Here is a 20,799-nt window from a genome sequence, read left to right as displayed (position 1 = left end):
TCGATGATCGAGCTTCAGGCTAGAGCGGCCGCCCGGAGCTGGTGGACGGCAAAAGTACCCACCTGTCCTCAGCCCTCGGCGCCGTAAATTAAGCCCGCACTCAAAGGGACACAAGGATTGCGGGAGTGACCAAGCGGTGATGCCGACCACCCTGACCCCGCCCAGAGCGACCGACCGCCAACGGGGTGCGGGGTCGCCGAACGGGGAGATCCAGCTGCAGGCGCCGCCGGTCCTGGCCAAGGGCTCGGGCGCGGGGCTCAACCAGCTGATGTTCATGCTGCCGATGATGCTGGGCATGGGCGCCATGTCCTTCTACTCCATGGGCAGCAAGGGCGGCGCGATGACGTACGTCTTCGGCGCCCTGTACGGCAGCACCATGATCGGCATGATCCTGATGTCGGTGACGAGGGGAAGCGCCCAGAAGAAAGCACAGATCAACAACGAGCGCCGGGACTACCACCGTTACCTGGCGGCGCTGCGCGGGCAGGTCCGGGACGTGGCGGCGGCGCAGCGCGCGACGCTGACGATCACCCGTCCGGAGCCGGCCGATCTGTGGCTGCGGGTCGCGCAGGGCCGGGCCTGGGAGCGGCGCCGCACCGACGACGACTTCGGGCACGCCCGGGTCGGCCGCGGCCCGCAGCGCCTGGCGACCCCGCTGCGCGCCCCGCAGACCGCGCCGCTGGAGGACCTGGACCCGGTGTCCTCGGCCTCGCTGCGGCAGTTCATCCGCACCTACATGACGGTCCCGGACCTGCCGGTGGCGCTGTCGCTGAAGGCGTTCGCCTCGGTCTCGGTCAGCGGCGAGCGGGAGCTGACCCTGCCGCTGGTCCGGGCCCTGATAGCGCAGCTGACCACGTTCCACGCGCCGGAGGACCTGAAGATCGCGTTCTGCCTGGCCGACAACCAGCGCCCGACCTGGGACTGGGCCAAGTGGCTGCCGCACGCGCAGGCCCTCCCCGGCAACTCCGACGCGGTGGGCCCGGCCCGCCTGGCCGCCGGCGACCTGGGCACGCTGGCCGAGCTGCTGGGCAACAACCTGGGCACCCGGCCGGCCTTCGGCGCCGGGCGCTCGGCCGGCGCCGACAACGCGCACCTGCTGGTGGTGGTGGACGGCGGCCGCACCTACGGCGACACCACGCTGGCACCGCTGTCCGGGCTGCACGGGGTCACGATCATCGATCTGGTCGGCCCCGAGCCGTCCCCGATCGCCCGGCCGCACCAGGGCCGGCTGCACGTCACGGGCGAGCGCATGGGCATGGTCGTCGGCGAGGGCAAGGACCGGCACCTGGAGTTCCTGGGCCACCCGGACATGATGGACGCCGCCACGGCCGAGGCTCTGGCCCGGCGGTTGGCCGGGGCGTATCAGGGGGCGCCGACGGCCGCGGCCTCGCCGATGTCGGCCAACTTCGGCCTGCCGGAGTTGCTCGGCATCGGCGACCCCGAGGAGCTGGACGTGGCCCGCACCTGGCTGCCGCGCTCGGCGCGGGACCGGCTGCGGGTGCCGATCGGCCTGGACCCGCAGGGCCGGCCGCTGGAGATGGACCTGAAGGAGGCGGCCGAGGACGGGATGGGGCCGCACGGCCTGGTGATCGGCGCGACCGGCTCGGGCAAGAGCGAGCTGCTGCGCACGCTGGTCGCCGGCCTGGTCGCCACCCACTCCTCCGAGACGCTGAACCTGGCGCTGGTGGACTTCAAGGGCGGCGCGACCTTCGCCGGCATGGCCGGGCTCCCGCACGTGTGCGCGGTCATCACCAACCTGTCGGAGGAGCTGACCCTGGTGGACCGCATGGCCGACGCCATCAACGGCGAGGTGCTGCGGCGTCAGGAACTCCTTCGGGAGAAGGGGAACTACGCCTCGGTCCGCGACTACGAGCGGGCCCGCGACCGCGGCGCGGACCTGGAGCCGCTGCCGGCGCTGCTGGTCATCATCGACGAGTTCAGCGAGCTGCTGTCCAACCGGCCGGAGATGATCGACCTGTTCGTGATGATCGGCCGTCTGGGCCGGTCCCTGGCGATCCACCTGCTGCTGGCATCGCAGCGTCTTGAGGAGGGGCGGCTGCGTGGACTGGACGCGCACTTGTCGTACCGTGTCGGGCTTCGCACGTTCTCGGCGGCCGAGAGCCGTGCGGTGCTGGGCGTCCCGGACGCCTACCACCTACCGTCGGTCCCGGGGTCGGCGTATCTGAAGACGGACACCGAGACGCTGCTGCGGTTCAAGGCGGCGTACGTCTCCGGGCCGATGCCGGCGCGCCGGCGCGGCTCCTCCGGCGCCGGGCACCAACGGATCCTGCCGTTCACGCTGGAGCGGGTGGTCGACACCTCGGCCCCGCCGCCCACGGAGGAACCGGACCCGGCCGAGCTGAACGCCCCGGCGGCCGGCACCGGGCCGTCCATCATGGACGCGATGGTGGCCCGGCTGGTCGGCAAGGGCCCGGCGGCGCACCAGATCTGGCTGCCGCCGCTGGACGAGCCGGTGTCCCTGGACGCGATCCTGACCAACCTGGCCCCGGACCCGCTGCGCGGGCTGTGCCCGGTCGGCTGGGCGGGGCTGGGCCGGCTGACGGTGCCGCTGGCACTCGTCGACAAGCCCTTCGAGCAGCGCCGCGACCTGCTGTGGGTGGACCTGTCGGGCGCGGCGGGCCACGTGATGGTGATCGGCGGCCCGCAGAGCGGCAAGAGCACGATGGTCCGGACCCTGATCAGCTCGCTGGCGCTGACCCACACCCCGGAGGAGGTCCAGTTCTTCCTGCTGGACACCGGCGGCGGCGCGCTGTCCTCGGTCAGCGGCCTGCCGCACGTCGGCGGGTACGCGACCCGGCGCGACGGGGAGCGCGTGCGCCGCGTCGTGGGCGAGCTGACCGCGCTGCTGGCCGAGCGCGAGCAGCTGTTCGCGGACCACGCGGTGGACTCGGCCGCGGCGTTCCGCTCCCGGCGTGCCGAGCTGGCGGCCTACGCCAAGGACGGCCGGGCCTTCGGCGACGTGTTCCTGGTCGTGGACGACTGGACCACGCTGCGCGCCGACTACGAGGCGCTGGAGGAGCCGATCACCGCGCTGGCGCAGCGCGGCCTGGGTTTCGGCATCCACGTCGTGATCACCAACAACCGCGCCATGACGGTGCGCCCGGCGATGCGCGACATCATCGGCACCCGGTTGGAGCTGCGCCTGGGCGACCCCGGCGAGTCGCTGGTGGACCGCCGGGCGGCGGCCAACGTCCCGGCCGGCCGGCCCGGGCGCGGCCTGACGCCGGACAAGCTGCACTTCCTGGCCGCGCTCCCCCGCATCGACGGCGGGACCTCGGCCGAGAGCGTCGGCGTGGGGACGGCGGACCTGGTGGCCCGGATCGGCGAGGCCTGGACCGGGGCGCGCTCGCCGCAGGTCCGGATGCTCCCGGCGGCGGTCTCGCCGGAGGAGGTGCGGGCCATGCTGCCCACGCCGCGGCCCAAGGCGCGCGCGGTGCCGTTCGGCCTGTCCGAGGCCGATCTGCAGCCGGTGTACGTGGACTTCGACGCCGACCCGCACTTCATCGCGTTCGGCGATGTGGAGAGCGGCAAGAGCGGCCTGCTGCGCACCATCGCCGCGGGCATCATGGCCGACTACACGCCGGAACAGGCCGCGATCGCGGTCGTCGACTACCGGCGCGGGATGCTGGACGCGGTCACCGGCGACCACCTGCTCGGCTACGCCGCGGCGGAGCCGGCGACCGTGGAGCTGATCAACGACTGCGCCGAGGCGATGCGCCGCCGGCTGCCCGGCCCGGAGGTCACGCCCGAGCAGCTGCGCGAACGGTCCTGGTGGAAGGGCCCGCACCTGTTCGTGCTCGTCGACGACTACGAGATGGTCGCCATCCCGGGCCGCAACCCGCTGCTGCCGCTGCTGGAGTACCTGGCACAGGCCCGGGACATCGGGCTGCACGTGGTGGTCGCGCGCGGCGCCGGCGGCGCCGGACGCGGCCTGTTCGAGCCGGTGCTGCAGCGGATGCGCGAGCTCGGCTCGCCGGGCCTGGTGATGTCCGGGAGCAAGGACGAGGGGCCGTTGCTGGGCAATGTGAAGGCCGGTCCGCAGCCTCCGGGCCGGGGCGTGCTGGTGCACCGGCGGTCGGCTCCTGGACAGGCTCAGGTGGCTTGGACGCCGCCGGCGAACTGAGCCGCCGGCGAACTGAACGGAAGGCGGCTCAGAGGCATGATTCCGGCGGCTCATAAGAGCACTGACGGCATGAAGGCCCTCGCGTGGGTACTTGTGCCGTCGCCTCGACCGGCAGTTGTGCCGTGTGGTGGTAGTGCACAGATTCCCTAACGTATCGGTTATCGGCCGGAGATCCTGTTCCGGCCACCCCCAACCATGGGTTCCCAGACAGAAGGAGGTGGCCCTCGTGGCCGGTCCCGGTTTCTTGAGCGACGCCGCTGCGATGACGCAGGCGATCCAGGGCTTCACGGAGTGCGCCGTCAACGCGAAGAAGACCATGTCCGACCTGGAGAACGACCTGACCTCGACGCTGGCCCAGTACCAGGGCAGCCAGGCCATCGCCTTCTGGAACCTGCACACCGAGCTGCAGGAGCAGATGACGGTCGCCTCGCGCGAGATCGACGTCATGTCGGACCTGGTGAACAAGAGCTTCCAGAACTACGGCGCGGGCGACTCCCAGGTGTCGGACACCCTGCGTTCGCTGGCCGGCAGCGCCGGCAACAGCAACGCCACGCTGTCCCGCCTCGGCGGCGTCTGATCCACCCCCACCGACACCGACTTCCAGAAGGGATCTAGGCAATGACCGCCGACCAGATCAGCGTCAACTTCGGCGCGCTGCAGTCCAGCGCCGGCTCGCTGTCCGCCAAGGCCGCCGCGCTCACCTCGTACCTGGAGGAGCTGCTGCGCACGCTCCAGCCGATGAAGCAGACGTGGGTGGAGTCCGGCTCCTCCGCCGGTGTCCAGGCCGACGCGGCCGAGACCAAGCTGCGGGCCGCGACCTCCGACATCATCGCGACCATCAACCAGTTCTCGGCCAAGGTCAACGAGGCCCACGACCTGCAGTACGCGCTCGAGCAGCAGAACACGAACTACTTCGCCTGACCGGACCGCCGTCGGGCACGGCGCACCCCCCAACCCCGGCGGGACTCCCCCTCCCGCCGGCCGTGCCCACGGCCCCGGTCGTGTCCCATCCGGCCCCTGCTGCGGCCACCCCAGCCCCGACCATAAATCCACCAGGAGCTGTGAGCGATGTCCGAGCCCTCGCCCGAACAGTCCTTCTCCATCCACCTGAAGTCGCTGACCGATTTCGCCGACGAGTTCACGACGCAGATCCAGAGCCTTCAGGCCCCGATGGACCATCTCGCCACCATGTCCGGGACAGCGCCGCAGTACGGCGCCTTCCACGAGGCCTGGACCCTGGGCGCCGGCGAACAGGCCGCCGTCGAGGAGATGTTCAGCCTGCTCGGGCAGGTCAAGACGGCGATCGCGTTCGCCGGGAACGTCACCGGGACCGTCGCGGACGGATACCGCAACGCCGACGAAGGCGTCGCCTGGGGCATGGGCGGTCCGCCCGGAGCCGTCTACGGCGGCGGCGGCGACGGCAACGGCTCCTGGCAGAACAACGGCCAGTACGGGAACCCGGGCCACGCCCGCCAGGACGACCAGAACCAGAACTGGCAGGGCGGCCAGAACGGCCAGGGGAACCAGAACGGCCAGGGGAACTCCCCCGGTCCCTGGGTCCCGAACCAGAACACGAGCGGCCCCTTCGCCTCGCCGGTGACGGCGGTGACCGCGGTGCCGCTCGCTGGCGCGCTGCTGGGCGGTGCGCTGCTGGGCGGCGCGGCCAAGTCCAAGTCCGGGCCGTCGTCGGGCAACGCCGGCAACGCGAACAACCCGGGCAACGGCTCGGCGAACATCACCTACGACGCCGACTTCCAGAGCACGTCGACCGCTTCGAGCGGCGCGCTGCCGCTGTGGACGCCGCCGCCGGACCCGGGCTCCGGCGCGATGCCGTCGGCTCCCGCGCCGGCCCCCGTCTTCCCCGGCCAGGACGCCCCCTGGACCGCCGCCAATCCGCAGGGAGGTTCGTGACCGTGACCACGTCTCCGACGCCTGAGAAGGTCACCGACTTCTCGCAGTACAGCCTGGCCCAGCTCACGGCGATGCTGTACGCCAGCGACCCGGCCACCGGCACCACCACCGCCCAGACCTGGGACGCCACCGGCAAGATGCTGCACGAGCAGGCCTCGAACCTGGAGGGCCGGCTGCGCTCCTTCGACGGCGAGTGGCAGGGCACGGCCTCCGACGAGTACAAGCGGATGGTCACCGACCTGATCGGCGGCCTGCGCAAGGTCGCCGAGACCTCGCTGCAGATGCGCGACCTGACCTTCGACGCCGTGGACTCGCTGGTCGCGGCGCGGGCCGCGATGCCGGGCGCGGTGGACGTCCCGGTCGTGCCGCCGACCACGCTGGCCCTGGCCACCACGCCGCTGCCGATCGACGCCACCACCTCGCCGGCCGCGGCCGCGCAGATGCAGTCCGACCAGGCCAAGGCGGTCGCGGCGGTGCAGGCGCAGCAGTCCGCGATCAGCGCCTCCAACGCGGCGCACGCGCAGGCCGTGGCCGTGATGAGCACGCTGGCCGACAGCTACGTGGTCGCCCAGGACCGCTTCCCCCCGACGCCGGGCGGGGCCACCCCGACGGTGAACGGCAGCGGCCCGGGCAACGGGCTCAGCCCGGACGGGGCACCGGTCGTGCTCGACGCCAACGGCGTCCCGGTCCTGGTGCAGAACACCTCCACGAACCAGACGCCCGGCGGGCTGAACACGCCCGGGCAGCCGGACCAGGCCTCGCAGTCCCTGTTCGGCGACATGTTCACGGTCGGCCTGGCGGCGGCCGCAGCGGCCGCCGGCGGGAAGTTCGCCAACGCCACCGGCCTGACCGGCGGGAGCAACGGCTCCGGCCTGCCGATCGGCGGCACCGACGGCTCCGGCCAGCAGAACACGCCGATCACCGGGCGTCTGACCCCGGTCGCGAACCCCAACGGCACCAAGAACGACGCGAACAAGGCCGCCGCTGCGGACGCCGCCGGCGTACTGGGCTCGCGCTTCCTGGCGAGCAAGCTCGGCGGGAAGTTCGGCGGAGGCGGCGGGATCGGAGGCGTCGGCGGAGTCGGCGCGGACCCCTCGGCGGCCAAGGCCGCGGCGGACGCGGCGAAGAACTTCACCGCCGCGGAGGCCGGCACAGTGGCCAACGACTTCGGCGGCGGCGCGCTCGGCGCCGGCGGCGCGGCGGCGGCGGCCGCGGCGAGCCGGGGCGGGATGATGCCGATGATGCCGATGAGCGGCATGGGCGGGGCCGGCATGGGGGGCGACGCCAACCGGCGGATCCCGGCGTGGCTGGTCGAGACCGAGGATGTGTGGGGCGCCAGCGCTCCGGTGTCGCCCGGTGTTATCGGCGGCGATCTGTAGGCCTGTAGGGCCGGCGGCGCGGCGTCGGGTATAGGCGGCGCTGCGCTGGTGGTCGTGTTGTAGGTCGTGCCGCGGCTCGTGTCGAAGGTCGTGCCGAAGGTCGTGCCGAAGGTCGTGCCGAAGGTCGTGTCGTAGGTCGCGCCGCAGCTCGTGTCGAAGGTCATGCCGCAAGAAGTCCAGCCCTCGCCTTTATCCCCGTAGTCCCACCGTCCTTGACAGGGAGCGATCATGTCGACCCAGATCGGGAGCAGCACACTCCCGCCGTTCACCGTCTCCTCCACCGGGATGCAGACGGCGCTGGCCCAGTTCCAGTCCATGACCGGCACCTCCCACTCGACGGTGGGCGAGGTCGAGACGCTGGTGCTGGACATCATGAGCTTCGCCGGCATCGGCTCGGCCGTGGGCAGCGCCAACAACAGCCTGCACACCCAGCTGACCGGCAGTCTGGGCAAGGTGGTCAGCTTCATCGAGACCCTCACCGGAGCGATCAGCACGGTGCTGAAGGACTACGAGTCGCTGGACCAGAAGACCGCCGACAGCTACAAGAGCCTGTCCCTGAACAGCGCCCAGACCACCCCCGCGCAGGCCGGCGCGCAGCACCCGGCCACCACGACCCCGGCCGCGGCCGCGACCCCGGCGGCCACCACCGCGGCCACCACCGCCGCCGCGGCCGGCACCCACCGCCTCCCCGACAGCTTCGTCACGAACCTGATGCGCTCCGAAGGCGCGAGCGGCAACCAGGGCGGCGTCCCCGAGGCCTACGGCTTCCGCCAGAGCAGCCACAACGGCTACGACCAGATCATGGCGGCCCGAGCCCAGTACGGACAGGGCAGCCCGCAGGAACAGGCGGTCGTCGCGGACCTCCTCAACCAGCACGCGGACCAGGCCGGCGCCCAGGACTTCACCGACCCCGGCATCCGCGCCGCCATCGCCTCCAGCGCCCACATGCGCGGCATCGGCGGCACCCGCGCGATCCTGAACTCGATGGCCACCGGCGACGACCCGACCCGCACAGCGAACTCGGTCCCGGCGGACAACATGACCACCCTCCAGGGGATGACCCCGGACCAGTTCCAGCAGTCCTTCCACGACGCCCGCATCGACTACGACCAGACCATCTACGGCAACACCCACACGACGGTCAACGGCCAGCGCGAGACCTTCTGGCAGGCGTACGGACACGGACTGACCACCCGGTACGACCGGGAGATGAACCAGTTCGAGGGCTATTCACAGGCTGCGCAGGGCGGCGGGCAGTAAGGGGGCTTCGCCCTCGCCTCTGTGCGGGCGGGCCGCGCGGGTATCGCGGTGGCGCCCACGGTTGTGGCCGGTCCGGGGGTTCGGATCGGTCATGACCGTTTTTTGGGGTGGTTGGTGGGGTGGTGGGTGCGGCTGGTGTGGGTTTGTTCTTTAAAGGCCATTTTTAGGCGCTCCTGACCTCTGTGTGGGTCAGTTCCTCGTGTGGGTGCGGCTGGGTGGGTGGCTTACAGGCGTTTCTTGACGGCTTCGCGCATGGTTGGCGGGATCCGTTGGTGGCGCGGGCCGGGGGTGGTGCCGGTTTCGCGGGGCGGTGGTGGTGTGGGCAGGTGGTTGGGTCTACTGCGACAGTCAAGGGCAACTGCGAAGGCGAAGGCGAACTGCGAAAGTCAAGGTCAAGGGCTAAAGACGCCTCCGGCGGCGCCTACGCGGCGAGCGGCCTCGGCTCCGGGGATGGGGGCCGCGTAGTCAGGCGGCGGACGCTGCTTGTGGTCGCCTCTGTCCCGGATTCCCCGTCGCATCGTCGCCTAACGGAAGCAGACCGGTCCGGTGGTATCAAGTCGGATCGCCCAGCTGGTGGCCGAGTATCAGCGACTTGACACCACCGGCCCGGCCAGCTTGGCTACGCCCGCCGAAGCGACGGGGAATCCGGGACAAACCCCGCCTGTGGTGTGGACGGGGTCCACTTGGTTCGCACACGCGGCGGTGACATGACTGGCGCGGGGTGCCGGAACCGTTCCCACAGGTGGGGGTTGTCCCGGATTCCCCGTCGCTTCGGCGGTGCTTGCACAACCATCCCGGACTGGGCGGTGTCCAGCCGGACGAGGCGCAACCACAGCAGCGTGTGATCCGGCTTGACACCGCCCAGGCCGGGATGGTTCCCTCCGGGCGACGAAGCGGCGGGGAATCCGGGACAAAGGCGACCACAAGCAACAACCGCCGCCCGACTACGCGGCCCCCACTCCCCGGAGCGAGGCCGCTCGCCGCGCAGGCGCCGCCGGAGGCGCCTGTAAGCTCTTGACCTTGCCCTTGACCTTCGCAGTTGCCGCCCTTGCCCTTGGATTTTCGCAGTAGAAAGGCAGGTGCCTCCGGCGGGCGCTCTACAGCGGGGGGCGCCCCCTGCGGACCTCCTGAAGGCGGCGGCCCGCGACTGTTCGGCTTTGTCTTCGTGCGTGGTGGCGCTGTGTGGTTCGGTGGCGGTGCTGCTTGTGGTCGCCAGTGTTCCGGGTCCCCCGAACAAACCCCCTCTATGGGATGCGGGATCCACCTGTCACACGGTGCTCGGCTATCGAGGGCCCCCAGGCACACCACCTAGTCTCAGCGCGCCGCCACAGCCTCCCGCTCCGGCGATACCGCAGGCCCAGCCCCCGCCCGCCGCAGCCTCGGCAGCACCAGCCCCGCCGCCGCACCGATCGCCGCCAGCCCTGCGCCGACGCCGATCGCCGCGCTGAAGCCGTCCGTGAATTTCTGTGGGGTGGCGTAGCTTCCGGAGGCTGCGAAGACCGCCACCGCGACGGCGGTGCCGAACAGGGCGCCGAACTGTCGCAGCATGCTGAACACTCCTGATGCCTGCCCGATCTGCTGCGGCTGTACCGCGCTCACCACCGCCTTCTGCGTCGGTGGGATCGCCGTCGAGACGCCGACGCCGCTGATGATCAGTGCCGGTATCAGTGCCGGGTAGGAGACGTGCCGTCCTGCTAGCAGGGCGATGCCGGCCAGGCCGAGTGCCTGCATTGCGAGGCCGCCGGACACCAGGCGGCGCTCTCCCAGTCGGTCCGCGAGGCGGCCGGAGAGGGGGCCGAAGATCAGTAGTGTCGCTGTGAACGGCATCATTCGGACCCCCGCGCCGAATGGGCCGTAGTGCAGGACGGTCTGGTAGTACTGCGACAGGAAGTACAGCTGCGCGTACATCGCGCCGGTCATGGTGAAGCTCGCGACGTTGCCCGCTGAGAAGGCGCGGTGCGTGAAGAAGCGCAGTGGCACCATCGGGGCTGGGGCGCGCCGCTCCCAGAGGACGAAGGCGACCGTCAGGACCGTTCCGATGACCAGTGCCCCCAGCGTTTCGGCGGACAGCCATCCGGCGTCGTTCCCTCGGACCAGTGCCCAGACCAGGCCCAGCACGCCGGTGGTGGTGAGGAGCACGCCGACCAGGTCCAGGCGGGCTTGCGGGCCGTGGGTCTCGCTCATCTTGAGCAGCACTCCGGCGATGACCAGCACGCCCACCGGGACGTTCACCCAGAACAGCCACTGCCAGGCCAGGCCCTGGGCCACCACGCCGCCGACGAAGGGGCCGCCGGCTGTGGCCAGGCCGATGATGCCGGCTGAGACGCCCATGGCGCGGCCGCGTTCGCGGGGTGGGAAGGCGGCGCCGAGCTGTGCGATGGCCAGTGGCATGACGACTGCCGCGCCGATGCCCTGGACGGCGCGTGCCGCGATCAGTTCCGCGACGGTCGAGGACAGGCCGCAGGCTGCGGAGGAGGCCGTGAACAGGGTCAGCCCGGCCACGAACACGCGGCGGCGGCCGAAGCGGTCGCCGAGGGCCGAGCCGGTGAGCATCAGGACGGCGAAGGTGAGGATGTAGGCGCTGACCGTCCACTCCAGGGTTTCCACGGAGGTGTTCAGCGACTTGCGGATGGTGGTCAGCGCCGTGGTGACGATGGTGCCGTCCAGGGCGATCATGAAGGCGGCCAGGGAGGTGAGGGTCAGGACCCATCGCTGGGCCGCCGTCATCGGGGGTTTCCGATCTGTACTCATGCCTGTTCTGACCCATCGGCGCGCCCGAACTGGTCGCCGCCGCCGCGCCCACTTTCCGGCTCTCGCCAAGTCGGTACCGCCGAGGGCACGGACGTGCCAATCTTGAGGCGCCGGGAGTGTGCGGGATGACCATCGTGACGAACCAACCGACGGCGGGGAGCCAGATGAGGGTCGAGGACGACTTCGTCCGGCTGGCCGATCCCTTCCGGCCGGAGATCCTGGCGCACTGCTACCGCATGCTCGGCTCCGTGCACGACGCCGAGGACCTGGTCCAGGAGACGTACCTGCGGGCCTGGCGTTCCTACGAGGGGTTCGAGGGGCGCGCGTCGCTGCGTACGTGGCTGTACCGCATCGCCACCAACGCCTGCCTGACCGCCCTGGAGCACCGGGCCCGGCGTCCGCTGCCGGCCGGCATCGGCGCCCCGCACACCGATCCCGAGGGCGACCTGAGCGCCATCCCGCCGGAGATCACGTGGCTGCAGCCGTTCCCGGACGCCTTGCTCGCGGCCGAGCCCGCCGGGGTGGCCGGCGCGGTGGGCGCGGACCCGGCCTCGGTGGTCGCCGCCCGCTCCGGCCTGCGCCTGGCCCTGGTCGCGGCCCTGCAGTATCTGCCGCCCCGGCAGCGCGCGGTGCTGATCCTGCGCGACGTGCTCGGCTGGCGGGCCGCGGAGGTCGCCACGCTGCTGGATCTGACGGTGACCGCCGTCAACAGCCTGCTCAAGCGCGCCCGCGCGCGCCTGGCGGACGTCGCCCCGGACGCCGAGCAGGTCGCCGAGCCCACGCAGGCCGAGCAGCGCGAGATCCTGGACCGCTGGGCGAAGGCCTTCGTGGAGGCCGACGTCGACACCCTGATGGAGCTGCTGACCGAGGACGCGGTCTACGAGATGCCGCCGCAGCCGATGTGGTTCCGGGGCGCGCCGATGCTCCGGCGGCTGCTGGCGTTCCGCCTGGGCATGCACGGCAAGCACCGCCGGATGATCCCGATGACCGCCAACGGCCAGCCCGCTTTCGCCGTCTACTCCGGCGACGACGACCGGCTGCTGGCGGCGGAATCGGTCCAGGTCCTGACGCTGCGCGGCGGCCGGATCGCGCGGGTGACGACGTTCCGGACGCCGGGCCTGGTCGCGGTGGCGGGATTCGCGATGGAGACGGGGATGGAGAAGGAAACGGCGATGGAGAAGGAAACGGCGATGGAGCTCGAGGCCTGATGCTGCTCAAACTGACCGGCTCCAGCGGCGGGGGCAAGACCACGCTCTCCTTCGCGGTGGCCGGCCGCCTGCCGGGGACGGCGGTGCACGAGTTCGACGAGGTCGGCGTCCCGGACCCGCCGATCCCGCCGCACTGGCGCAACGAGATGACCGAGCACTGGGTGCGGCGCGCGCTGGAGTATCAGGACCGGGGCGTGGACCTGCTGCTGTCGGGGAACTCGCCGCTGGGCGAGATCCTGGCCGCGCCGTCGGCCCCGCTGCTGGACGGCATCGCAGTTTGCCTGATCGACGTCGCCGACCGGGACCGCCGTGCCCGCCTCGCCGCGCGCGACGGCGGACGCTGGGACGACAAGACGCTGGACGCCTTCTGCGGCTGGGCGGCCTGGCACCGGGAGCACGCCCGGGACCCGCGCCGCCGGCCCGAGGTGATCGTGAAGGGCAGCTGGCCGGCCATGGTCTGGGACCGGTGGACCGGCTGGGCCTCGGAGGACCCGCGCTGGCAGAGCCCGGTGATCGACACGACCGGGCGGACGTTGGAGGAGAGCGCGGAGTCGGTCGCGCGGTGGGCGGTCGAGCAGCGGGAGGCGCATCGGGAGGGGCGGCTCGCGCTGGGGAGAGGGTGGGCCGACCCGTCTCACCCGGCCCCACGCCCCAGCTGATCCCGCCGCCGCACCAAATGCGTCCGCTCCCCCGAGTTCCCCGCGAGCTCGATCGCGCGGTCGTACGCCGCCCGCGCTTGCCCGCTCTGCCCCGTCCTGCGCAGCAGGTCGGCGCGCGCCGCGTGGAACGCGTGGTAGCCGTCCAGCGGGTCCGTGAGGCGGTCGACCTCGGCGAGCGCCACCTGCGGCCCGTCCAGCTCCGCCACGGCGATGGCGCGGTTCAGGGCGACGATCGGTGAGGGGTCGATGCGGACCAGCTGGTCGTACAGCGCGACCACCTGCGACCAGTCCGTGTCGCGGGCGTCGGGGGCGGACGTGTGGACCGCGTTGATCGCCGCGAGGATCTGGTAGCGGCCCGGGGGAACGCCGGCGGCCAGGCGTTCGCGGACCAGGCGGTGGCCTTCGGCGATCAGGGCCCTGTCCCAGGAGCCGCGGTCCTGGTCGTCCAGCGCGACCAGTTCGCCGGCGGCCGAGACGCGGGCCGGGCGGCGGGCCTCGATCAGGAGCATCAGGGCCAGCAGGCCCGCGGTCTCGCCGTCGGCGGGCAGCAGGGTGCGGATCAGGCGGGTCAGGCGGATCGCCTCGGCGGTCAGGTCCTGGCGGATCGGGTCGGTGTCGGGGCCGGTGGCCAGGTAGCCCTCGTTGAAGACCAGGAACAGGACCGTCAGCACGCCGGCCACGCGGGCCGGCAGGTCCTCGGCCGCCGGGACGCGGTAGGGGATGCCGGCCGCTTTGATCTTGGCCTTCGCGCGGGTGATGCGCCGGCCGACCGCGGTCTCCTGGACCAGGAAGGCGCGGGCGATCTCGGGGACGGTCAGGCCGCCGAGCATGCGCAGCGTCAGCGCGACCCGGCTCTCCATCGCCAGGGCCGGGTGGCAGCAGGTGAAGACCAGCCGCAGCCGCTCGTCCTCGATGGCGCCGACCGGCTCGGGCGGGTCGTCGTGCTGGAGCACCTGAGCCTCCTGGTGCTTGTCGCCGCGCTTGGCCTCGCGCCGGACGCGGTCGATGGCCTTGCGGTGCGCGGTCGTGGTCAGCCAGCCGCCGGGGTTGGGCGGCACGCCCTCGGCCGGCCAGTGCTCGACGGCCGCGGCGAAGGCCTCCGCGGCCGCCTCCTCGGCGATGTCGAGGTCGCCGAAGCGCCTGGTCAGGGTGGCGACCACCCGCGCCCACTCCTCGCGGTGCGCGCGGGTGACCGCGGCGGCGGCCTCAGCCCCGGTGCGGGCCTGCGCCCCGGTGTCCTTCACAGGAACGGCCGCACCTCGACCCGGCGGTTGCAGGCGTGCGACCCCTCGGCGGCCAGCTTGAGCGCCACGTCCAGATCGGCGGCCTCGATCACCCAGAACCCGACCAGGTACTCCTTGGACTCCACGTAGGGCCCGTCCGTGAAGATCGGCTCGCCGGCGCCCCGGTTGTCGATCACCGTGGCGTTGGCCGTCTCGCCGAGACCTCCGGCGAAGACCCAGTGTCCCTCCGCGATGAGCTTCTCGTTGAACACGTCGATCGCCGCCTCCTCCTCGGCGGACGCCATCGCGGGGCCTTCGTGGAGCACGGAAAACAGATACTGCATCTCGAACCATCTCCTGTACGTCGGTACCTCGCCGGCGCCCCCGTCGGGCTGCCGCTCACCCTTACCACGAACACCGCCGGCCGGATCCGACACCGGCTCGGAACTTCTTTCGGATGCGCCGCCGGAAGCTGGCAGACTGAGCGATCGTGAAACCGGGTGCGATGACGGAAGGCGCCGTGCTCCTGCTCGGCGGGCGCAGCGAGATCGGGCTGAAGGTCGCCGAGCGGCTGGCCGCCGGGCGGACCGTGGTCCTGGCCGCGCGGCGCAGCGACGAGCTGGAAGCCGAGACGGCGCTGGTGAGGGCGGCCGGGGCCGCCGACGTGCGGTGCGTCGAGTTCGACGCCGACGAGGTGGCAGCGCATCCCGAACTGATGGCCAAGCTCTTCGCCGACGCCGGTCCCGCCGGGGTCGCCGTGGTGGTCGTGGCCTTCGGCATCCTGGGCGACCAGGAGCTCGCCGAACGGGACCCGGCGCACGCCGTGCAGGTCGTGCACACCGACTACGTGGCGCAGATCAGCGTCCTGACCGTCCTGGCGCCCCTGTTGCAGGCCCAGGGCCGCGGCGACCTGGTGGTCTTCTCCTCGGTCGCGGGCCTGCGCGTCCGCCGCGCCAACTACGTCTACGGCTCGGCCAAGGCCGGTCTGGACGGCTTCGCCAGCGGCCTCGGCGACCGGCTCCACGGCACCGGCGTCCACCTGCTGCTGGTCCGCTCCGGCTTCGTCATCGGCCGGATGACCGAGGGCATGAGCCCGGCGCCGCTGTCCAGCACCCCGGACCAGGTCGCCGACGCGGTGGTCAAGGCGCTGCGCAAGCGCCGGATCCGGGTCTGGGTGCCCGGTGCGCTGCGGCCGGCGTACTTCGTGGCCCGGCTGGTGCCGCAGGCGGTGTGGCGGAGGATGCCCCGGTAGGGCTCGCGGCCGGGGATAATCGATCACATGTCCGATGCCTCCACCCGCGCCCCGTACCGCGTGACCTTCGTCTGCACCGGCAACATCTGCCGCTCCCCCATGGCCGAGCACGTGCTGCGCAAGTACGTCCAGGACGAGGGCCTGGCCGGCGACGTCGTCGTGGACAGCTCGGGCACCGGCGGCTGGCACGCCGGCGACGCGGCCGACCACCGCACGGTCCGCGCCCTGAAGCGCCACGGCTTCACCTCCGACCACGCCGCCCGCAAGTTCCAGCGGAACTGGTTCGACGACTACGACCTCGTCATCGCGCTGGACGCCGGCCACCTGCGGGAGCTGCGGGCCTTGGCACGCACCGACGCGGACCGAGACAAAATCAGGCTGCTGCGCTCCTTCGACCCCTCGGCCGGCCCGGATCTGGACGTCCCGGACCCGTACTACGACGACGACGAAGCCTTCGAGCACGTCATGGACCTGATCGAGCGCGCGGTGCCGGGGATCCTGGACGAGATCCGGCACGGCCTGAAGAACAAGGGCTAGTCGGCTCACAGATCCCGCGCGACCGGATGCCGCGGCTCGTACAACCCGAGCGTGGCGCCGCTCGGCAGCGGGATCCACGCCCGCACGCCCCAGCGCGCCTCCGACCGCTCCCCCACCGTGTGCACGCCCTTGGACGCCAGCACGGCCAGTGTCGCGTCCAGGTCGTCGCACATCAGGTAGAGCTCGCTGGACGGCGCGCCGTCGGCAGGGTGCACGCCGAGCTCGGCCGGCGGCAGCTGGAAGATGAGCCATCCGCCGCCCGCGTCGACGTGCGGGAACTCCAGCACGTCGCGCAGGAACGCCCGGTCGGCGTACGCATCGGTGCTGTACAGGATCGCGTGGGTGCCGGTGATCATCCCTCGACGCTAGTCCGGCCTTGACGCCGCGGCATCCCTAGGCTGCCGGTATGACGACTGCCGCAGCTCAAGAGGCGTTCCTGCAAGCCTTCCACGCCGAACACCCCGCGGTGACCTCCGACCTGCTGGGCCACGGCCACGCCCCCGACGGCCGCTCCAGCTACGAGCTGCTGCGCGACCGGGTCGCCGGGCGCGAGCGCGTGCTGGACCTGGGCTGCGGCGACGGCCTGCTGCTGGAGCTGCTGGCCGAGCAGGGCCGCGGGAGGCGGCTCGCCGGAGTGGACCTGTCCGAACAGTCGCTGGACCTGGCGCGGCGAGCGCTCCGGTGGAAGAAGTCTGGAGCGGCCTCACCGGTCTGTACACCTTCGATCCGCTCGACGCCGCGGTCATGGAACGGCTGCGCGCATCCTTCATCGCCGAGACGCGCGAGACCGCCTCGGCGAACGGCACCATCCCGTTCGCCTTCCGCGTCCACATCGCGACGGCGCGGCTGGGTTAAGAGCCAGAAGCCGAGCCGGCATGGGAGCGCGAGCCCGCGGCCCTGGCCGCCGCGAGCGCGGTCGTCACGCTGGTCTCCTTCTTCCCGAGCACCGGATCCGGCTGGAACGCCGCCTGGCCCCAGGCCTTGATCCCGGCCAGCACCTCGCGCGCGGAGTCGTGGACCAGCTCGTTCTCCCCGTCCACCGACTCCCCGGTGTCGGCGACTCCGTACCCGTCGATACCCGCGGCGCGGCACAGCAGCAGGGCACGCGGGAGGTGGAAGTCCTGGGTGACCAGCGTGGCGTGGTCGACCCCGAAGATCTTCTTGGCCCGCGCGCACGAGGCCCAGGTGTCGAAGCCCGCGAAGTCGCGGACGATGCGCGCGGCCGGGACGCCGTGGTTCACGAGGTAGTCGCGCATGACGGTCGGCTCGTCGTAGTCCGGCCGGGAGTTGTCGCCGGTCACCAGGACGACGGTCACCTTGCCGCGCCGGTACAGATCCAGGGCCACGTCGAGGCGCCGTGCCAGGTACGGCGTCGGCTTGCCGCCGGGGGCTCCGGCGCCGAACACGATCGCGACCGGCTCGTACGGCACCGAGGCCGCGCTGCGCTGATAGGGGGACGCGTACGCCCGCACGGCGGTCACCGGCACGAAGGCCAGCGCCACCACGAGCGCCGCGGCCTGATACAGCCGGCGCTGGCTCTTGCGGGTCCGGGGCACCAGGCGGGACGGCCACCGGCGCTGCACGATTTCGGTCACGTTCGGGAGACGCGGAGCAGGGGGTCGTGGTTCCCTCGCGCGACCGTTCACAGGCCTCAGACCGCTCAGACCGCCCAGGGCCTCAGACCGCTCAGACCGCTCTTATCCGCCGCCGGCGCGCCAACTCGTCCACGCCCGCGCCCGCCTCCGGCTCCTCGCCGGAACCGTTGCCGGAGCCGCTTCCGGCGCTCTGGCCGGCCGCGGCGGATCCGGTGGGGACCTCGCCGCCCTCGCCGGCGCCGGGGAACTGCTTCAGCGTCCCCTCGACCTCGCGGCACACCGCGTCCACGGCGATCCCGAACACGCCCTGGCCGCCCTGCACCAGGTCGAACACCTCGTCCGGGGACGTGCACTCGTACACGCTCGCGCCGTCACTCATCAGGGTGACGCCGGCCAGGTCCGCCGCGCCGCGGGCGCGCAGGTAGCCGACCGCGATCCGGATGTTCTGCAGCGAGACGCCGGTGTCGAGCAGCCGCTTGACGATCTTCAGCGCGATGATGTCCCGGAAGCTGTACAGCCGCTGCGACCCGGAGCCGGAGGCGGACCGGATCGACGGCTCGACCAGGCCGGTCCGGGCCCAGTAGTCCAGTTGCCGGTAGGTGATCCCGGCCGCCGCGCAGGCCGTCGGCCCGCGGTAGCCGGCCTGCGAGGCCGGGGAGCCCTGGGAGGTCTGGGAATTCTGCGGCCGCGCCGCCGCGCCGGCCGGCAGGTCGCCCGGTCCGACCGCGCGCGGGAACCCGCTCCCGCCCAATGCGCCCGTCCCGGTCATGTGCTTGGCCTTCCGCTTGAAGAGCCCCAGTGAGGGAACCCACGCCGATCCGTCTTGTCGGGAAAGATCCCTCGCCCGGATTCCTTGACGTCGATCAGTCTCCGCAAACCCCGGCGGGGTCCGCGATCGGCCCCGGCGGCCTCGACGGCCGGCGTAGGCCGTCCGGGCCACGGTCTCGGCTTCACCCCTCCAGTCACGTCCTGCCTCTAGCTGTCTTCGACCGTATGCGCGGCACGGGGCACCGGTCAACGACATCGCCCGGGAGGCATCGGGCGTGTCTTCGTGAATCGGACTATCCGACCTTCACGGCACCCGCGCGGCGGCGTGCCGTACCGGCTCGGCCGGCCACCGCACGGCGGCCCGGCCGTGCTCAGGCGCCGAAGTCCTCCGGCGAGACCTGGTCGAGGAACTCGCGGAAGCGCTCCACTTCGACCTCGTCCTCCTGCTCGTCCGGAATCAGGATGCTGCTCTCGGCGAGCACTTCCTCGGCCCCGTAGATGGTCGCGCCGGTGCGCAGCGCGAGCGCGATCGCGTCCGAGGGGCGCGCGCTCACCTGAAGGCCGCCGTCGAAAACCAGTTCGGCGTAGAAGACCATGTCGCGCATCGCCGTGATGCGGACCTCCAGCAGCTGCCTGCCGAAGGCGGCCAGCACGTCCCGGAACAGGTCGTGGGTCAGCGGGCGCGGCGGCGTGACGCCCTGCTGGGCCAGCGCGATGGCCGAGGCCTCGTTGGCCCCGATCCAGATCGGCAGATACCGCTCGCCGCTCACCTCGCGCAGCAGGACGATCGTCTGGTTGGACGGCATCTCGACGCGGACGCCGACGACGTCGAGTTCGTTCACGGTGTCCACCCTATCGCGCTGCGGGCCCGCCGGGCATGCCGGGGTTCGGGGAAGATGCCCGCGATGCCGGTGCGGATGGGGCCGGTGAGGTCTGGGCCGCGGGCGGCGGGGTGCCGATCGCGGTGGTCATGGGGGCCGCGGCGGCTGGTGGAGCCGCGGCGGGCATGGCGGGCGCCGCGGGCGCTCTAGGCGGCAGAGCCTGCTCCGGCACCAGTGCCGCGGCCGAAACCGTGTTCGGACCCGTAGCGATCGCAGTCGCGCTCGTGACGCGGATCCCGGCCGATACCGGGGCGGCGATCTCAGCCGCGGCCCGGGCTTCGCCGCTGTGCGGGCCCTGCGGGGCCGGTGCCGCCGAAGCCGCGCCGCCGGCCAGCTCGGCCCGCAGCAGCGCCGCGTAGAGCTTCACAGCCGCCGCTGAGGCCTCCGCGGTGCGCGAGGCCGCCCGGGAGGCCGCCGCCTGGCGCCCGGAGCCGGTGACGCCGTCGTGGCGCCGGGTCGGCAGCAGGGTGCCGAGCAGTCCCGCGGTGTTGCGCGCGCCGGTCAGCAGCGGGCGCAGATGCCGGGGTTCGAGCCCGTATTCGGTCAGCGCCGAGGCCGCGCGCGCGATGAGCACCGCGTCGCCGCCAAAGTCCTCGGCGTTCGGCAGCAGGCCGTAGGCGATCAGGTCGGCGACGAAGGACCCGGACACACCCGCGGTGCGGGCCAGGCCGTCGCGGCTCAGGTGGAGCTCGCCGACGTCGGACCGGGCGGCCCCGTAGAACGCCGGATCGGCGACGGTGGCGGCCCGGTTCATCGGCTGCGGGAGCGGCGGCAGCGGCGGGGTCAGGGCGGAGGGGGGAGGCAGCGCCGGGTCGGGCCGGCCCGAAAGGGCCTCGAAGTCCGGGTCCGCCGCGGCGGCCGGGTCGGCCCCGGAGGTCAGCGCGGCCACTATCGCGTCGGCGTCGCCGACCGTCACCCGGGGCCCGTCGGCCGCCAGGTGCTGCCGGATCACCTTCAGCGGCAGGTACTGGTCGCGCTGGGCGGCCAGCACCCAGCGCAGCTTCTCCACGTCCTCCTCGGTGAAGCGCCGGTAGCCCGCCGGGGTCCGCCCCGGGCTGATCAGCCCGCCGCTCTCCAGGTAGCGGATCTTGGACACGGTCAAGTCCGGGAAGTCGGCGGCCAGCCGGCCGATGACTTCGCCGATGGTGAGCGCCTCGCCGGACACGCCGCTCTCCTGCCTCTCCTGCCGGGCCCCCCTCACTGGACGCCGGCCCGCCGCCAGGCCGCGGGG

19 protein-coding genes and 1 pseudogene are annotated in these 20,799 nt (G+C 72.4%); 12 read left to right on the top strand and 8 right to left on the bottom strand.

The genetic code is table 11. From position 1 onward, the window contains the following. The first annotated feature begins 139 nt into the window (after nt 1-139). From eccCa to ABIA35_RS18085, 6 genes are all read left to right on the top strand, one after another. On the top strand, nt 140-4,144 hold the full coding sequence (gene eccCa, locus ABIA35_RS18110) for a type VII secretion protein EccCa (RefSeq protein ID WP_370358636.1): 4,005 nt from the start codon (nt 140-142) through the stop codon (nt 4,142-4,144). 226 nt (nt 4,145-4,370) lie between these two features. After that, complete coding sequence (locus ABIA35_RS18105) at nt 4,371-4,721, top strand: WXG100 family type VII secretion target (protein WP_370340207.1); 351 nt, start codon at nt 4,371-4,373, stop codon at nt 4,719-4,721. A 41-nt stretch (nt 4,722-4,762) separates the two neighbouring features. Beyond that, nucleotides 4,763-5,065 (top strand): WXG100 family type VII secretion target, encoded by a 303-nt coding sequence (locus ABIA35_RS18100; RefSeq protein ID WP_370340206.1) that lies wholly within the window; start codon nt 4,763-4,765, stop codon nt 5,063-5,065. Between the two features lie 147 nt (nt 5,066-5,212). Further along, nucleotides 5,213-6,055, top strand: coding sequence for a hypothetical protein (locus ABIA35_RS18095; RefSeq protein ID WP_370358635.1), 843 nt, complete (start codon nt 5,213-5,215; stop codon nt 6,053-6,055). A 2-nt stretch (nt 6,056-6,057) separates the two neighbouring features. Then, nucleotides 6,058-7,434 (top strand): WXG100 family type VII secretion target, encoded by a 1,377-nt coding sequence (locus ABIA35_RS18090; protein ID WP_370358634.1) that lies wholly within the window; start codon nt 6,058-6,060, stop codon nt 7,432-7,434. Between the two features lie 228 nt (nt 7,435-7,662). Continuing rightward, nucleotides 7,663-8,694: a hypothetical protein gene (locus ABIA35_RS18085; RefSeq protein ID WP_370358633.1), complete on the top strand. Its 1,032-nt coding sequence runs from the start codon at nt 7,663-7,665 to the stop codon at nt 8,692-8,694. Nucleotides 8,695-10,008: 1,314 nt separating this feature from the next. On the opposite strand, the gene ABIA35_RS18080 is transcribed toward ABIA35_RS18085, so the two are convergent. Further along, nucleotides 10,009-11,445, bottom strand: a complete 1,437-nt coding sequence (locus ABIA35_RS18080) for an MFS transporter (protein ID WP_370358632.1) — start codon at nt 11,443-11,445, stop codon at nt 10,009-10,011. Between the two features lie 125 nt (nt 11,446-11,570). On the opposite strand from ABIA35_RS18080, the gene ABIA35_RS18075 reads away from it, so the two are divergent. Together ABIA35_RS18075 and ABIA35_RS18070 are read left to right on the top strand one after the other, a co-directional pair. After that, nucleotides 11,571-12,653 carry a sigma-70 family RNA polymerase sigma factor gene (locus ABIA35_RS18075; RefSeq protein ID WP_370358631.1) on the top strand — a complete coding sequence of 361 codons (1,083 nt, stop codon included), beginning with the start codon at nt 11,571-11,573 and terminating at the stop codon, nt 12,651-12,653. After that, nucleotides 12,653-13,312, top strand: a complete 660-nt coding sequence (locus tag ABIA35_RS18070) for a hypothetical protein (RefSeq protein ID WP_370358630.1) — start codon at nt 12,653-12,655, stop codon at nt 13,310-13,312. Before ABIA35_RS18075 ends, ABIA35_RS18070 begins: the two co-directional genes overlap by 1 nt. Here ABIA35_RS18070 and ABIA35_RS18065 read toward each other — a convergent pair. Both ABIA35_RS18065 and ABIA35_RS18060 read right to left on the bottom strand, forming a co-directional pair. Next, complete coding sequence (locus tag ABIA35_RS18065) at nt 13,288-14,556, bottom strand: RNA polymerase sigma factor (RefSeq protein WP_370340199.1); 1,269 nt, start codon at nt 14,554-14,556, stop codon at nt 13,288-13,290. The genes ABIA35_RS18070 and ABIA35_RS18065 overlap by 25 nt on opposite strands. Then, on the bottom strand, nt 14,553-14,879 hold the full coding sequence (locus ABIA35_RS18060) for a YciI family protein (RefSeq protein WP_370340198.1): 327 nt from the start codon (nt 14,877-14,879) through the stop codon (nt 14,553-14,555). The genes ABIA35_RS18065 and ABIA35_RS18060 overlap by 4 nt, the downstream gene beginning before the upstream one ends. Before the next feature lie 161 nt (nt 14,880-15,040). Here ABIA35_RS18060 and ABIA35_RS18055 point away from each other — a divergent pair, with 161 nt between their 5' ends. Together ABIA35_RS18055 and ABIA35_RS18050 are read left to right on the top strand one after the other, a co-directional pair. Further along, nucleotides 15,041-15,787 carry an SDR family NAD(P)-dependent oxidoreductase gene (locus ABIA35_RS18055; protein WP_370340197.1) on the top strand — a complete coding sequence of 249 codons (747 nt, stop codon included), beginning with the start codon at nt 15,041-15,043 and terminating at the stop codon, nt 15,785-15,787. Nucleotides 15,788-15,814: 27 nt separating this feature from the next. Next, complete coding sequence (locus tag ABIA35_RS18050) at nt 15,815-16,324, top strand: low molecular weight protein-tyrosine-phosphatase (protein ID WP_370358629.1); 510 nt, start codon at nt 15,815-15,817, stop codon at nt 16,322-16,324. Between the two features lie 5 nt (nt 16,325-16,329). Here the strand turns inward: ABIA35_RS18050 and ABIA35_RS18045 are convergent, their stop codons facing one another. After that, the gene (locus ABIA35_RS18045; protein WP_370358628.1) at nt 16,330-16,680 is read right to left on the bottom strand and encodes a VOC family protein; all 351 of its coding nucleotides are present in this window, start codon (nt 16,678-16,680) and stop codon (nt 16,330-16,332) included. A gap of 50 nt (nt 16,681-16,730) precedes the next feature. Between ABIA35_RS18045 and ABIA35_RS18040 the strand changes: the two are divergent. Beyond that, a pseudogene (locus ABIA35_RS18040) lies at nt 16,731-16,955 on the top strand (methionine biosynthesis protein MetW); the annotation flags it as partial. 50 nt (nt 16,956-17,005) lie between these two features. Continuing rightward, a complete protein-coding gene (locus tag ABIA35_RS18035) occupies nt 17,006-17,179 on the top strand; it encodes a hypothetical protein (protein WP_370340467.1) in 174 nt (57 codons plus the stop codon). Here ABIA35_RS18035 and ABIA35_RS18030 read toward each other — a convergent pair. The 4 genes from ABIA35_RS18030 to ABIA35_RS18015 all read right to left on the bottom strand — a co-directional run bounded on the left by ABIA35_RS18030 (nt 17,176) and on the right by ABIA35_RS18015 (nt 20,733). Continuing rightward, nucleotides 17,176-17,919 (bottom strand): vancomycin high temperature exclusion protein, encoded by a 744-nt coding sequence (locus tag ABIA35_RS18030; RefSeq protein ID WP_370358627.1) that lies wholly within the window; start codon nt 17,917-17,919, stop codon nt 17,176-17,178. The two genes, ABIA35_RS18035 and ABIA35_RS18030, sit on opposite strands and share 4 nt — an antisense overlap. 91 nt (nt 17,920-18,010) lie before the next feature. Beyond that, nucleotides 18,011-18,688, bottom strand: coding sequence for a MerR family transcriptional regulator (locus ABIA35_RS18025; RefSeq protein ID WP_370340193.1), 678 nt, complete (start codon nt 18,686-18,688; stop codon nt 18,011-18,013). A gap of 370 nt (nt 18,689-19,058) precedes the next feature. Further along, entirely contained in the window at nt 19,059-19,529 is a 471-nt protein-coding gene (locus ABIA35_RS18020; RefSeq protein WP_012787332.1) for a bifunctional nuclease family protein, read from the bottom strand. Nucleotides 19,530-19,539: 10 nt separating this feature from the next. Further along, nucleotides 19,540-20,733, bottom strand: coding sequence for a MerR family transcriptional regulator (locus ABIA35_RS18015; RefSeq protein WP_370358626.1), 1,194 nt, complete (start codon nt 20,731-20,733; stop codon nt 19,540-19,542). Nucleotides 20,734-20,799: the final 66 nt, after the last annotated feature.

This window comes from Catenulispora sp. MAP12-49 (assembly GCF_041262705.1).
In the GTDB taxonomy this organism is placed as follows: domain Bacteria; phylum Actinomycetota; class Actinomycetes; order Streptomycetales; family Catenulisporaceae; genus Catenulispora.
Note: the sequence above shows the minus strand (reverse complement) of the source record. Positions and strands in the feature narration are given on the sequence as shown.

Coding starts and splice junctions, on each gene's coding strand:
- eccCa (WP_370358636.1), top strand. CDS start 140: ATGCCGACCACCCTGACCCCGCCCAGAGCGACCGACCGCCAACGGGGT.
- ABIA35_RS18100 (WP_370340206.1), top strand. CDS start 4,763: ATGACCGCCGACCAGATCAGCGTCAACTTCGGCGCGCTGCAGTCCAGC.
- ABIA35_RS18095 (WP_370358635.1), top strand. CDS start 5,213: ATGTCCGAGCCCTCGCCCGAACAGTCCTTCTCCATCCACCTGAAGTCG.
- ABIA35_RS18085 (WP_370358633.1), top strand. CDS start 7,663: ATGTCGACCCAGATCGGGAGCAGCACACTCCCGCCGTTCACCGTCTCC.
- ABIA35_RS18080 (WP_370358632.1), bottom strand. CDS start 11,445: ATGAGTACAGATCGGAAACCCCCGATGACGGCGGCCCAGCGATGGGTC.
- ABIA35_RS18075 (WP_370358631.1), top strand. CDS start 11,571: ATGACCATCGTGACGAACCAACCGACGGCGGGGAGCCAGATGAGGGTC.
- ABIA35_RS18070 (WP_370358630.1), top strand. CDS start 12,653: ATGCTGCTCAAACTGACCGGCTCCAGCGGCGGGGGCAAGACCACGCTC.
- ABIA35_RS18060 (WP_370340198.1), bottom strand. CDS start 14,879: ATGCAGTATCTGTTTTCCGTGCTCCACGAAGGCCCCGCGATGGCGTCC.
- ABIA35_RS18055 (WP_370340197.1), top strand. CDS start 15,041: ATGACGGAAGGCGCCGTGCTCCTGCTCGGCGGGCGCAGCGAGATCGGG.
- ABIA35_RS18050 (WP_370358629.1), top strand. CDS start 15,815: ATGTCCGATGCCTCCACCCGCGCCCCGTACCGCGTGACCTTCGTCTGC.
- ABIA35_RS18045 (WP_370358628.1), bottom strand. CDS start 16,680: ATGATCACCGGCACCCACGCGATCCTGTACAGCACCGATGCGTACGCC.
- ABIA35_RS18025 (WP_370340193.1), bottom strand. CDS start 18,688: ATGACCGGGACGGGCGCATTGGGCGGGAGCGGGTTCCCGCGCGCGGTC.